We start from the raw sequence: 12653 nt of genomic DNA, 5'->3' as shown, positions 1-12653 counted from the left end.
GCACGAGGGGATGGTCTCGCAGCCGACCGGCCGCCTGTCGGAGCAGGCCGCACATCGTCGGGGGTCGATGGGCGGCCTGCTCTCGCAGGTTCGAGGCTCCTGTGTGCGCCCCTGTTGCCTTGCCGCCGCTGCGTACTCTGGGTCCATGGAACTCGTCCTCGTGCTGGTCGTCCTCGGCGGGCTGACGGCGGTCGCGGTGGCTGCCGGCAAGTCGGGCAAGAAGCGTGAGCTCGCCCGCGTCGAGGCCGAGGTCGCCCCGGTGAAGAAGCTCGCCGAGGAGGACGTCACCGCCCTCGGCGTCGAGCTCCAGGACCTCGACATCGAGCTGGCCGGCGAGCCGCTCGACCCCGGCGCCAACGCCGACTACCAGCGTGCGCTCGACTCCTACGAGTCGGCCAAGACCGCGGCCGCTGCCCTGACCAGGCCGGAGGAGGTCAGGAACGTCACCGAGATCCTCGAGGACGGCCGCTACGCGATGGCATGCGTACGCGCCCGGGTGGCGGGCGAGCCCCTGCCGCAGCGACGCCCGCCGTGCTTCTTCGACCCGCGCCACGGCCTGTCCGTCGCCGACGTGCCGTGGACGCCGCCGGGCGGCGCGGCGCGCGACGTGCCCGCGTGTGCCCTCGACGTGGAGCGGGTGCGGGCCGGTGCCGAGCCCGACATCCGCAAGGTCATGGTGGGCTCGCGCCGGGTGCCCTACTGGCAGGGCGGCCGCGCCTACCAGCCCTACGCCCAGGGCTACTTCGGTGGCTTCGGTCCGATGGACTGGATGTTCATGGGCATGCTCTTCGGTGGTGGCTTCGACGGCCTGGGCGAGGGCATCGGAGCGATCGGCGAGGGCATCGGTGACATGTTCGGCGGGATCGGCGACGGCATCGGCGACCTGTTCGACGGCTTCGACTTCTGAGCGTCGTCGGGCCCCGCACGCACCGCTCGGTCGCGCTGCGGCAGGATGGTGACGTGAGCCTGCACCGCACCGAGCTCGGCGAGTCCGGGCAGCGCGTCGTCTTCTGCCACGGACTCTTCGGCCAGGGCAAGAACTGGACGCAGGCCGGCAAGGCGCTCAGCGCCGACCATCGCGTGCTGCTCCTCGACATGCCCAACCACGGCCGCTCGCCGTGGACCGAGACCTTCGACTACCTCGAGCTGGCCGACCTGGTCGCCGCCGAGCTGGGCGACGAGCCGGTCGCCCTCGTCGGTCACTCGATGGGCGGCAAGATCGCGATGTGCCTGGCCCTGCGACACCCCCACCTCGTCGAGCGGCTGGCCGTCGTCGACGTCGCCCCCGTGACGTACGAGAGCGGGCGGGAGTTCGTCGGCTACATCGACACCATGCGTTCCCTCGACCTCGGCGCCCTGGAGCGGCGCGACCAGGCGGAGGCAGCGCTGCGCGACGCCGTCCCGAACCGGGTCGTGCGGAGCTTCCTGCTGCAGAACCTGCGGCGCGGTGACGACGGCTGGCACTGGCAGCTCAACCTCGACCTGCTCGGCGAGCACATGGCCGACCTCGTGGGGTGGCCCGGTGACGAGCTCGGCGACGCGACCTACGACGGACCGGTGCTCTGGGTCGGCGGCGCGCGGTCGGACTACATCTCCGACGAGTACGCGGTCGAGATGGACCGCAGGTTCCCGCGCAACCGGCGGGTCCTGATCAAGGACGCCGGCCACTGGGTGCACTCGGAGCAGCCGGAGGTCTTCCTCGAGGTGATGCGGCGGTTCCTGGCCTGAGCGGCCGCACCGGCCTCGCCGGCCTCGCCGACCTGACCGCCGGCGGTGCGGCTCAGGCCCGCTGCCGGGCGCGGTAGGCGGCAACGGCCTCGCGGTTGCCGCAGGTGGTGGAGCAGTAGCGCCGCGAGCGGTTGCGCGACAGGTCGAGCACCACGTCGTCGCAGTCGTCGGCCGCGCAGCGTGCGAGCCGCGACATCTCGTCGGCGCGGATCACGTCGACCATCGCCATCGCCGTCTCCACCACGACCCGCTCGTCGAGCGGACGGTCGGGGTCGACGGCGTGCAGGTGCCAGTCCCAGTGGTCGTGGCGCTGGAGCTGGGGGAGTGCCCTGGCCTGCGCCAGCATCGCGTTGACGAGTCCGGCGGCCTCGTCGCGACCGGCCAGCAGCAGCGCCTTGAGCGACGGGCGCAACCGGCGTACGGACTCCAGCTCCTGGGGCGTGGCGTCGTGGCGACCGGTGTAGGACCAGGCGGCGAGGAACGCTGACAGGTCGTCCACGGACCCGAGCGGGTCGCCGGGCTCGTCGGTGGAGTTGACGAGGGCGACCGCGGCCTGGAGCGCCGCGTCGGTGTCATCCGTGAAAAGCATGTTGACACATTACATCAGCCGCGCCTACGGTCATGACCGTGACGTCTTTGACTCATGACACGCGGTCCTCCCGGACGGCCGCCGGGCTGGTGCTCGCGGTGGCGTCGGCCACCTCGTTCGGACTGTCCGGCGCCCTCGCGCGCGGGCTGCTCGACACGGGGTGGAGCGCCGGTGCGGCGGTGACCGTACGGGTGCTGCTCGCGGCTGTCGTCCTCGTCGTGCCCGGCGCGCTGGCGCTGCGCGGTCGCTGGCACCTCCTGCGCGACAACGCGGGACTGGTCACCGTCTACGGCATCGCTGCCGTCGCGGGGGCGCAGCTGTGCTACTTCTACGCCGTCACCTACATGCAGGTCAGCGTCGCGCTCCTGCTCGAGTACACCGCTCCCGTCGCCGTGGTCGTGTGGCTCTGGCTGCGGCACGGCCACCGCCCGTCGCGGCTCACGGTGCTGGGCGGCCTGCTCGCCATGGGCGGGCTCGCTCTCGTGCTCGACGTGGTCTCCGGGGCCGAGCTGAGCACGGCGGGCGTGCTCTGGGCGCTCGGCGCGATGGTGGGCGCCGCCACCTACTTCGTGATCTCCGCCGACGAGAGCAACGGCCTGCCGGGCCTCAGTCTCGCCGCGGGTGGCCTGGTGGTGGGAGCCACCGTCCTCGTGGTGGCCGGCGGCTCGGGCCTGCTGCCCTTCGACTGGTCCACCGACGACGCCGTCTACGACGGGGTCGCGGTGCCGTGGTGGGTCGCCGTCGTCGCGCTCGGACTCGTCACCGCGGCCCTCGCCTACGTCACCGGCATCGCGGCGGGCCGTCGGCTCGGCAGCCGGCTCGCCTCCTTCGTCGCCCTCGGCGAGGTGCTGGCGGCCGTGCTGTGGACGTGGGCACTGCTCGGTGAGCTACCGCGCCCGATCCAGCTGGCCGGCGGGCTGCTCGTGCTCGCCGGCGTCGTCGTGGTCAAGCTGGGCGAGGGCCGGGTGCCGCTCGTCGTCGAGCCCCTGCCGGAGCCCGAGGAGTCACTCAGCGGGCGTCCTGCCGCTTGAGGAACACCTCGCGGTGCAGCAGCAGGAGGGCTGCCGCGACCGGGACGGCGAGCAGGGCGCCGATGATCCCGAGCAGCGAGCCGCCCACGAGCGCTGCGACAACGGTGACCGAACCCGGGATGTCCACCGACTTCTTCATGATGCGCGGGTAGATGAGGTAGGACTCCAGCTGCTGGTAGGCGATGTAGTAGACCAGCGCCACCAGGGCGACGGTCGGCGAGACCGTCAGGGCGAGGAGCGTCATGAGCGCCCCGGAGACGAACGCTCCGACGACCGGGATCAGCGAGAACAGCCCGACGACGAAGGCGAGGGCGAAGGCGTAGTCGCCGAGCCCGACGATGAACGAGAACACGAGCGTGCTCACTCCGGCGAACAGGGCGACGACGAAAGCGCCGGCGACGTAGGCGCCGATCGACCGGATGATCTGGTCGCCGAGCTCGCTGACCCGGGCCCGCTTCGAGGCGGGGGCGAGGGAGTAGGCGGCGTTCTTGATGCTCGGCAGCGAGGCGAGGAAGTAGATCATCAGCACGACCACGATCAGGCTGTTGGCCAGGGCCGAGAGCACCCTGAGGCCGACGCCGAGCGCTCCGCCGAAGACACGCTGGCCGAAGTCGCCGTTCTGGATGTAGTCGCGGGCCTTGGCGATGACGTCGTACTTGGCGTCGAGCTTCTGCATCTGCGCGTTGCTCTGGAGGTCGTCGAGCCAGCCCGGGGCGTTGCGGGTGATGGCGGTGATCTGCTCGCTGATCACCGGTGCGATGGCGACGACGAAGAGCGCGAGCACCCCGATCACGACGACGAGGACCAGGAGGACGGCGAGCCCGCGACGCATGCCGCGGCGCATGAAGGACTCCACGACCGGGTTGAGGCCGATCGCGAGGAACATCGACATCACCAGCAGGATCAGCACCGAGGAGATGCTCAGCAGCTGCTGGCTCAGGAAGATCGCGATGAGTGCACCCAGGGCGCCGAAGAACCCGATGTTGAAGGGGGAGTGGCGCAGCAGCAGGGGTGCGGGCGCCGGCTCGGCCGGCGCGGACCGCGCGGGCGGCGCGGACGCCTTCGCAGGCTCGGCCGCGGACTCAGTCTCCGCGTCCGCGGGACCGGTGTCAGCGGAGCCGGCGCCGCTGGAGCCGGCGCCGCTGGAGCCCAGGACCCCGCGGAGCCGGTCGCGCCAGCTCAGGACTCGTCCTCGTCGAAGCCGGCGACGACGTCGCGCAGGGCGCCGAGCTGGGCGGTGATGGCGTCACGTCGCCTGGCGGCGCGATCAACCTCGGCCTGGATGTTGGCGAGCTCGCGCTCGGCCTCGGCGATGCGGGTCGCCCCGATCGAGTCCGCCTGGGTGCGCGCCGACGCGACGATCTGCTCGGCCTCGCGACGGGCCCGGGCGAGCAGGCCCTCGGACTCCGACTGCGCCTGCTGGCGGTGGGTGTTGGCCTGGGTGGTGGCCTCCCGCGCCCGCTGCTCGGCAGCGGTGGCACGCGCCTCGGCCTCGGCGACGAGGCGCTGGGTCTCCGCGGTGGCGTTGCTGTGGTGCTCGGCGGCCTCGCGCGTCAGGCGCTCCTTCTCCACCGCCAGCGTGCGCCTCGCCTCCTGCACCTCGCGGTCGGCGGCCGCGCGGGCCTGCTCGGCCTCGCGCGTCGCGGTGACCCGCATCTCGTTGGTCTCCTGCTCCGCGGCCAGGCGGATCTGGTCGGACTCGCGGCGCGCGGCAGCGAGCAGGTCCTCGGCCTCGGCCTTGGCCAGGCTGCGCTCGGTCTCGGCGTCGGCGGTCATCCGCGCGCGCATCTCGTCGAGCTCCTTGAGCTGCACCATCCGCATGTCGTCGGCCTCGCGGGCTGCGTCGGCGCGGATGCTGTGGGCGTCGCGCTCGGCCTGGGCGCGGATCTCGTCGGCCTCCCGTCGCGCGGCGGTGCGCACGTCGGCGGCCTCGTCCTCGGCCAGCTTGAGCATCGACGTCGCGCGACCGCCCAGCCCGGCGTACGTCGGGTTGGCGTTCTCGGCGGCCTCGGCACGCAGCCGCTCGAGCTCGTCCTCGAGCTCGATGACGCGCTGCTCGCTGCTGGCGAGGCTGGTGGCCAGGCCGGACTTCTCGGTCTGGAGCTGCCCGACGCGCTGGTCGACCGCAGCCTTGTCGTAGCCGCCCCGTCGCACGACCGGCAGCGGGGCCGCCGCAGGGGAGGGCGGGGTCACGGGCGGGCTGGCGGGGGTGGTGGCAGGGGTGGTGGCAGGCGAGGCCGGGCGCTGGGCGACCGGGGCAGGCGTCGAGGCCGGACGCTGCGCCGGCGGCGGGATGACCGGCGCCTTCACGGTCGGCTCGGGCTCTTCCGGCTTCGCCGCAGGCTTCTCGGCCGCGACCTTCTCGCCCGCTGCCTTCTCGCCCGCGGGCCGCGACCCTGCGGCGCGTGGTTCGTCCTTCGGGGTCACCGGCAGCACCTGCGTCTCCTCCGCGGCGTTGTCGGCGTTCTTCGCCCCGTCGCCGGACTCCGGCTCGTCGAAGATGGACAGGCCCTGGTCGGAAGCCATGCTGCGGCACCCACTCTCACGTCGTACGGACTGCGTCGGTGCCAGTCTGTCCGATGCCGACCGATTGACACACCCCGGCTCGCGGACGACTCCCGTCGGAGTCGCGCGAACCGGGGTGTGAAAGATCTCAGGCGCTGGTGGAACCTGGCTCAGACGCCGCGGAACCGGTTGATGGCGTCCTCGTGCTGGGCGCGCATCTCGTGGTCGAGGACGCCGAGTCCCTCCTCGGGCGCCAGGCAGAGGACGCCGACCTTGCCCTGGTGGGCGTTGTGGTGGACGTCGAGCGAGGCCTGGCCGACCTCCTCGAGGGTGTAGGTCCTCGACAGGGTGGGGTGGATCTTGCCCTTCGCGATGAGGCGGTTGGCCTCCCACGACTCGCGGTAGTTGGCGAAGTGGCTGGAGATGATGCGCTTGAGGTTCATCCACAGGTAGCGGTTGTCGTACTCGTGCATGTAGCCCGAGGTCGACGCACACGTGGTGATGGTGCCGCCCTTGCGGGTGACGAACACCGAGGCGCCGAAGGTCTCCCGACCGGGGTGCTCGAAGACGATGTCGATGTCCTCGCCGCCGGTGAGCTCGCGGATCCTCGCGCCGAAGCGCTTCCACTCCTTCGGGTCCTGCTGGGTGCCCTCGTCGTTCCAGAACTTGTAGGCCTCCTCGGAGCGGTTGATGATCAGCTCCGCGCCCATGCTGCGGGCGATGGCGGCCTTCTCCTCGTTGGAGACGACGCACACGGGGGTGGCGCCGCCGTTGAGGGCGTACTGCGTCGCGAAGCCGCCCAGGCCGCCCGAGGCGCCCCAGATGAGGACGTTGTCGCCCTGCTTCATGTCGCCGCCGTTCTTGGAGACGAGCTGGCGGTAGGCGGTGCAGTTGACGAGGCCGGGGGAGGCGGCCTCCTCCCAGGTGAGGTGCTCGGGCTTGGGCATCAGCTGGTTGGCCTTGACCATCGCGACGTCGGCCAGACCGCCGAAGTTGGTCTCGAAGCCCCAGATCCGCTGCTCGGTGTCGAGCATCGTGTCGTTGTGGCCGTCGGGGCCCTCGAGCTCGACGGACAGGCAGTGGGCCACCACGCGGTCGCCGGGCTTCCACTTGGTCACGCCGGGGCCGGTCTTGAGCACGACGCCGGACAGGTCGGAGCCGACCACGTGGTAGGGCAGGTCGTGGCGCTTGGTGAGCTCGGAGTTGCGGCCGTAGCGCTCGAGGAAGCCGAAGGTGGAGACCGGCTCGAAGATCGAGGTCCACACGGTGTTGTAGTTGATCGCGCTGGCCATCACGGCCACGAACGCCTCGCCGGGGCCGAGCTCGGGGAGCGCGACCTCGTCGACGTGGAGGGACTTGCGGGGGTCCTTGTCCTTGGAGGCCAACCCCTCGAACATGTCCACCTCGTCCTTCTTCACGAAGGCCGCGCGGTAGGACTCGGGGAGCTCGAGGCTGGCGAAGTCCTCCGAGGTCGCACTGCCGGACTGGATCGCTTCGAGGATGTTCTGCACGTGCTGGCTCCTGGGGCATCGGGGGCGTCGGGGCTCGGGTGCGTGAAAGGTACCGACGGGTATATGCCGTGTCACCCGAGTGTGACCTATGCCGCGGCCGCAGGCTCCTTGGATCGATCCAGCGGGGTTGGTGCGGGTGCTTCTCGAGCTGACGGGGTCTCAGTCGCGGTCGCGGAAGGCGGCCACGAGCTGGCCCTCGGCGGCGGCCAGGTAGGCGTCGAGCCGGTCCGCCGCGCCCTGCCGGTCGCCCGAGGTGAGCAGTCCGGCGATGGCGGCGTTCTCCTCCAGGTATGGCCGGTGGAACCGCTCGGGTGCGCCCATCTGGTGGAAGAACAGGCGCATCTCGGCGAGGAGCAGGTCCATCTGGGCGTCGAGGCGCGGGCTGCCCGCCAGCGACACGACGGCGCGGTGGAAGTGCTGGTTGGCCGACGCGACCCCGTCCCAGTCGCCGCGCTCACCCGCCTCGCGCCCCTCGGTCACGGCCGCGGCTACGGCCGCTATGCGCTCGGGGGTGTGGCCGGTGCCCCGCGCGAGGGCGGCGGGCTCGACGAGGCGGCGTACGCGGTAGACGTCCTCGACGTCCACGACCGCCGGCGTCGCGACGACGACGCCCCGGTTGGTCTCGCGCACCAGGATCCGCTCGGCGACCAGCTGGCTCAGGGCCTCGCGCAGGGTGTTCCGGGAGACGCCGAGGGCGCCGGCGAGGCGCTCCTCCGGGAGGCGGGTGCCGGAGCGGAGGTGGCCCTCCACGACCTGCTCGCGCACCACGCGGGCCGCGCGGTCCGCAGAAGTGCTCATGACAGTGCGCTCCGCGCGGCGGGCCGCGAGGACCTCGTCGAGCACGGCGTCGAGTGCGCTGCGTCCGTCACCCGTGGTGCTCGAGGGGTCAGTGGTGCCCATGTGTCGCAGCGTAATGGATCATTAACATGAGGGGTATTGAAGAATTGTTGAACAATCCTTAATGTCCCGGTATGACCCAGCACACACCAGCCGGCACTCCCGCCGGCCAGCCCGCCGGAAGCCAGCCCCACGGGGCGTCCGGGTTCAGCCGTACGGCGGTGATGGGCGCCGTGTTCCTGATGGCGACCAGCGCCATCGGGCCCGGCTTCATCACCCAGACGGCGAACTTCACGATCACCCTGGGCGCGGCCTTCGCCTGCGCGATCGTCATCTCGATCGTGGTCGACATCGCCGTGCAGATGAACGTGTGGCGGGTCATCGGCGTCTCCGGCCTGCGGGCCCACCAGCTCGGCAACGCCGTGCTGCCGGGCGTCGGCTTCCTGCTCGCCGGGCTGGTGTTCCTCGGCGGAGTGGTCTTCAACATCGGCAACATCGCCGGCGCCGGTCTCGGCGTGAACGCCATGCTGGGCCTCGACCCGCGCATCGGCGGCGCGGCGTCGGCCGCCATCGCGGTGGGCATCTTCCTGAGTCGCCGCGCCGGTGTGGCGCTCGACCGGATCGTGGTGCTCCTGGGCCTGCTCATGATCGTGGCCACCCTCGGGATCGCCGTCAGCTCGTCGCCGCCGGTCGGGGAGGCGCTGGTGAGCGTCGTGCGCCCCGACACCTTCGACTTCGTGGCCACCACCACGATCATCGGCGGCACCGTCGGGGGCTACATCACGTACGCCGGCGCCCACCGCCTGCTCGACTCCGGGCTGACGGGCCCCGAGCACGTCGGCGACATCACCCGCAGCTCCGTCGTGTCCATCCTCGTCACCGGCCTGATGCGGATCCTGCTCTTCCTCGCGATCCTGGGCGTCGTCGCGGGCGGCGCCGTGCTCTCGCAGGACGCGGTCGGCGGGCCCGCGGGCGCCGCCTTCAGCGCCGCGGCGGGCGAGGCCGGTCTCCGCGTCTTCGGTGTGATCCTGTGGTCGGCCGCGCTCACGTCGGTCATCGGCGCGGCCTACACGTCGGTCTCGTTCGTGACCACGTCGGCGACGGCCGAGCGCACCCGCAGCCTCATCACGGTCACCTTCATCGCCTTCTGCGCGGTGATCTACCTGATCATCGAGCAGGCGCCCACCCAGCTGCTGATCTTCGCCGGCACCTTCAACGGGCTCATCCTCCCGATCGGGTTCGGGGTGCTGCTGTGGGTGGCCTGGCGCCGTCGCGACCTGCTCCACGGCTACCGCTACCCGGGGTGGCTCCTGGCCGTCGGCGCGATCGCCTGGCTGCTGACGCTCTACCTCGGCTACAACGCACTCCTGCTGCTGGGCGACCTGTGAGCGTCCCGCGGATCGACCTCAACAGCGACGTCGGTGAGTCGTTCGGACGCTGGGAGCTCGGTGACGACGAGCGGGTGCTGCAGGTCGTCACCAGCGCCAACGTGGCCTGCGGGTTCCACGCCGGCGACGCCTCGACCCTGCGGCAGTGCTGCGAGACCGCGGCGCGGCACGGGGTGGTCGTCGGGGCGCAGGTGGGCTACCGCGACCTGGCCGGCTTCGGGCGCCGGTTCGTCGACTACGACCCCGTCGAGCTCGCGGACGACGTGACCTACCAGATCGGAGCCCTCGAGGCGCTCGCGCGCGTGGCCGGCACCCGCGTCGCCTACGTCAAGCCGCACGGCGCCCTCTACAACGCCACCGTGCACCACGACGCGCAGGCGCGGGCGGTCGTCGCGGCGGTGCGGGCGTACGACCCGTCGCTGCCCGTGCTCGGGCTGCCCGGGTCGCGGCTGCTGGCGGCGGCGGAGGAGGCCGGCCTGCGCACGGTCCGCGAGGCCTTCGCCGACCGGGCCTACACCCCCGAGGGGACGCTCGTGCCGCGTACGGAGCCGGGGTCGGTGCTGTCGGACCCCGACGAGGTCGCGGCCCGGGTGGTGCGCCTGGTCACCGAGGGCACCCTGGTCGCGGCGGACGGATCGGTCGTGCGGATCGAGGCCGACTCGGTCTGCGTCCACGGCGACAGCGCCGGTGCCGTCGCGATGGCGGCGGCCGTCCGCGACGCGCTCGCCGCGCAGGGCGTCGAGCTGGGCGCCTTCGCATGACGACTCCACGGGTCGAGCTGCTGCCCTACGGCGACCGGGCGGTCCTGGTCGAGCTCGGCTCGACGGCGGAGGCCGTGGCGTACGCCGCCGCGTTGCGCTCGTGCCGTTCGGGAGCGGTCGGCGAGATCGTCCCTGCCGCGCGCACGGTCCTCGTGGTGGCCAGCGACGCCGTCGCGGTCGCGGACCTCCGGCAGGTCCTCGCGGGCGTCTCGCCGGAGCCGGACGCCGCGGGCGTGGACGACAGCCCGCTGGTGGAGGTGCCGGTCACCTACGACGGCGACGACCTCGCGGACGTCGCGGAGCTGACGGGCCTCTCGGTCGACGACGTCGTCGCCGCCCACACCGGCCAGACCTGGCGGGTGGCCTTCGGCGGCTTCGCCCCCGGGTTCGGCTACCTGCTCGGGGAGGACGAGCGCCTGCACGTGCCACGCCGGACGGAGGCCAGGACGCGGGTGCCGGCCGGTGCGGTCGGGCTGGCGGGGGAGTACTCCGGCATCTACCCGCGCCCCTCGCCCGGCGGCTGGCAGCTCATCGGGCGCACGGACGCCACCCTGTGGGACCTCGAGCGCGACCCGGCGGCCCTGCTCTCCCCGGGCGTGCGCGTCCGCTTCGTGCAGGTGACGTCGTGACCCGGGCGCTGCGCGTGCACGCGACGGGACCGCTGGCGCTGGTGCAGGACCTCGGCCGCCGCGGACTGTCCGGCGTGGGGGTCGGCCGCTCGGGTGCGGCCGACCGAGGGGCCCTGCGGCAGGTCAACCGCGCGCTGGCCAACTCCGACGACGCCGCGGCCGTCGAGGTCACCTACGGCGGCCTGGAGGTCGTGGTGCTCGACGAGGGCCTGTGGTGCTGCGTCACCGGTGCGCCCTGCCCGGTGCGCGTCGACGGCCGCGACATCGGCTCGCACGCGGTGTTCTTCGCCGCGCCGGGCGCCCGCGTGGTGCTGGACCAACCCGCCGCCGGCCTGCGGTCCTACCTCGGCGTCCGCGGCGGTGTGGCGGCCGAGCGGGTGCTCGGGTCCCGCGCCAGCGACGTCCTCTCCGGCCTCGGACCGGCGCCGCTCACGGCCGGCGACGTGCTGCCGGTCGGCACCCCGGGTGACCGGTTCCCCGAGGTCGACTCCGTCGCCGCGCCCGACCTCTCCGGCGAGGTGGTCCTGCGCGCAGTGCGCGGGCCGCGTGACAGCTGGGTCGAGGACGTCGACGCCTTCGTGACGAGCACCTGGGCGGTGACCGAGCGGAGCAACCGCGTCGGCATGCGCCTCGGTGGGCACTCCCTGCGTCCGGCCCGCCACCAGGAGCTGCCCAGCGAGGGCGCCTGGCGGGGCGCCGTACAGGTGCCGCCGAGCGGGGAGCCCGTGCTGTTCCTGGCCGACCACCCGGTGACCGGCGGCTATCCGGTGGTCGCAGTCGTCGTCGACGCCGACGTCGACCGTGCCGCACAGCTGCGCCCGGGGGACCCCGTGCGCTTCCGATGGATCGAGGCCCCATGACGTCCCACCCGACCGACGACCACTCCCGGGATCGTGCCGGGCTCACGCCGCGCGCGGCCAGGCAGCTCTTCCGCGAGGGGATGGTGACGCCGACGGCCGGCTGGAGCCGCGGGTGGACCCAGGCCAACCTGATGGTGCTGCCGCGCGACCTGGCCCTCGACTTCCTGGTCTTCGCCCAGCGCAACCCCAAGCCGTGCCCCGTGCTCGACGTCCTCGAGGCGGGCGAGGTGTCCGGTCCGCTGCTCGACGGGGACGTCCGCACCGACCTCCCCGCCTACCGCGTCTACGTCGACGGCGAGCTCGCCGAGGAGACGACCGACGTCTCGGGGTGGTGGCGCGAGGACCTCGTGTCGTTCCTCGTCGGCTGCAGCTTCACGTTCGAGTCCGCGCTGGTCGAGGGCGGGGTGCCGGTGCGCCACGTGGAGCAGGGGGTCAACGTCCCGATGTACGTCACCAGCCGGCGGTGCCGACCGGCCGGGGCGATCTCCGGGCCGCTCGTGGTGTCGATGCGGCCGGTGCCGGCCGAGCAGGTCGCCGACGCCGTGCGCATCACCTCGCGCTATCCCGCCGTGCACGGGGCGCCCGTGCACGTGGGCGACCCGGCGGCGCTCGGCATCGCCGACCTCTCCAGGCCCGACTTCGGCGACCCGGTCGACGTACGCCCCGGCGAGGTCCCGGTGTTCTGGGCGTGCGGTGTCACGCCGCAGGCAGCGGTCATGGAGTCGCGCCCGCCGCTGGCCATCGCGCATGCGCCGGGCCACATGCTCGTCACGGACGCGCGCGACAGCGACTACCTCGTGCCGTGACCCGTCCG

At 72.7% G+C, this 12653-nt stretch carries 13 protein-coding genes; 8 read left to right on the top strand and 5 right to left on the bottom strand.

Annotated elements, in window-relative coordinates; genetic code table 11:
• Positions 1-145 precede the first annotated feature (145 nt).
• Together AC57BS_RS03430 and AC57BS_RS03425 are read left to right on the top strand one after the other, a co-directional pair.
• Complete coding sequence (locus tag AC57BS_RS03430) at positions 146-907, top strand: hypothetical protein (RefSeq protein WP_496410070.1); 762 nt, start codon at positions 146-148, stop codon at positions 905-907.
• A 53-nt stretch (positions 908-960) separates the two neighbouring features.
• Complete coding sequence (locus AC57BS_RS03425) at positions 961-1728, top strand: alpha/beta fold hydrolase (RefSeq protein WP_496410069.1); 768 nt, start codon at positions 961-963, stop codon at positions 1726-1728.
• A 52-nt stretch (positions 1729-1780) separates the two neighbouring features.
• On the opposite strand, the gene AC57BS_RS03420 is transcribed toward AC57BS_RS03425, so the two are convergent.
• Complete coding sequence (locus AC57BS_RS03420; RefSeq protein WP_496410068.1) at positions 1781-2317, bottom strand: CGNR zinc finger domain-containing protein; 537 nt, start codon at positions 2315-2317, stop codon at positions 1781-1783.
• A gap of 38 nt (positions 2318-2355) precedes the next feature.
• On the opposite strand from AC57BS_RS03420, the gene AC57BS_RS03415 reads away from it, so the two are divergent.
• Positions 2356-3348 (top strand): EamA family transporter, encoded by a 993-nt coding sequence (locus AC57BS_RS03415; RefSeq protein ID WP_496410067.1) that lies wholly within the window; start codon positions 2356-2358, stop codon positions 3346-3348.
• On the opposite strand, the gene AC57BS_RS03410 is transcribed toward AC57BS_RS03415, so the two are convergent.
• The 4 genes from AC57BS_RS03410 to AC57BS_RS03395 form a co-directional block, all read right to left on the bottom strand.
• Positions 3326-4501, bottom strand: a complete 1176-nt coding sequence (locus AC57BS_RS03410; RefSeq protein ID WP_496410187.1) for an AI-2E family transporter — start codon at positions 4499-4501, stop codon at positions 3326-3328. The genes AC57BS_RS03415 and AC57BS_RS03410 overlap by 23 nt on opposite strands.
• A 26-nt stretch (positions 4502-4527) precedes the next feature.
• The gene (locus AC57BS_RS03405; protein WP_496410066.1) at positions 4528-5874 is read right to left on the bottom strand and encodes a hypothetical protein; all 1347 of its coding nucleotides are present in this window, start codon (positions 5872-5874) and stop codon (positions 4528-4530) included.
• A gap of 149 nt (positions 5875-6023) precedes the next feature.
• Complete coding sequence (gene ccrA / locus AC57BS_RS03400; protein ID WP_496410065.1) at positions 6024-7364, bottom strand: crotonyl-CoA carboxylase/reductase; 1341 nt, start codon at positions 7362-7364, stop codon at positions 6024-6026.
• Positions 7365-7523: 159 nt separating this feature from the next.
• The gene (locus AC57BS_RS03395) at positions 7524-8264 is read right to left on the bottom strand and encodes a GntR family transcriptional regulator (protein WP_496410064.1); all 741 of its coding nucleotides are present in this window, start codon (positions 8262-8264) and stop codon (positions 7524-7526) included.
• A 71-nt stretch (positions 8265-8335) separates the two neighbouring features.
• Between AC57BS_RS03395 and AC57BS_RS03390 the strand changes: the two genes are divergently transcribed.
• From AC57BS_RS03390 to AC57BS_RS03370, 5 genes are read left to right on the top strand one after another with little or no spacing between them, the layout of a single operon-like run.
• Complete coding sequence (locus AC57BS_RS03390) at positions 8336-9589, top strand: NRAMP family divalent metal transporter (RefSeq protein WP_496410063.1); 1254 nt, start codon at positions 8336-8338, stop codon at positions 9587-9589.
• Positions 9586-10350: a LamB/YcsF family protein gene (locus tag AC57BS_RS03385; RefSeq protein WP_496410062.1), complete on the top strand. Its 765-nt coding sequence runs from the start codon at positions 9586-9588 to the stop codon at positions 10348-10350. Before AC57BS_RS03390 ends, AC57BS_RS03385 begins: the two co-directional genes overlap by 4 nt.
• Positions 10347-10979, top strand: coding sequence for a 5-oxoprolinase subunit B family protein (locus AC57BS_RS03380; protein WP_496410061.1), 633 nt, complete (start codon positions 10347-10349; stop codon positions 10977-10979). The genes AC57BS_RS03385 and AC57BS_RS03380 overlap by 4 nt, the downstream gene beginning before the upstream one ends.
• Complete coding sequence (locus tag AC57BS_RS03375; protein WP_496410060.1) at positions 10976-11839, top strand: 5-oxoprolinase subunit C family protein; 864 nt, start codon at positions 10976-10978, stop codon at positions 11837-11839. Before AC57BS_RS03380 ends, AC57BS_RS03375 begins: the two co-directional genes overlap by 4 nt.
• On the top strand, positions 11836-12645 hold the full coding sequence (locus AC57BS_RS03370; RefSeq protein WP_496410059.1) for a putative hydro-lyase: 810 nt from the start codon (positions 11836-11838) through the stop codon (positions 12643-12645). Before AC57BS_RS03375 ends, AC57BS_RS03370 begins: the two co-directional genes overlap by 4 nt.
• Positions 12646-12653 lie beyond the last annotated feature (8 nt).

It is taken from the genome of Nocardioides sp. BGA-UO-ETr-FS32 (genome assembly GCF_059567905.1).
This window is presented reverse-complemented; position numbering and strand designations above follow the sequence as displayed.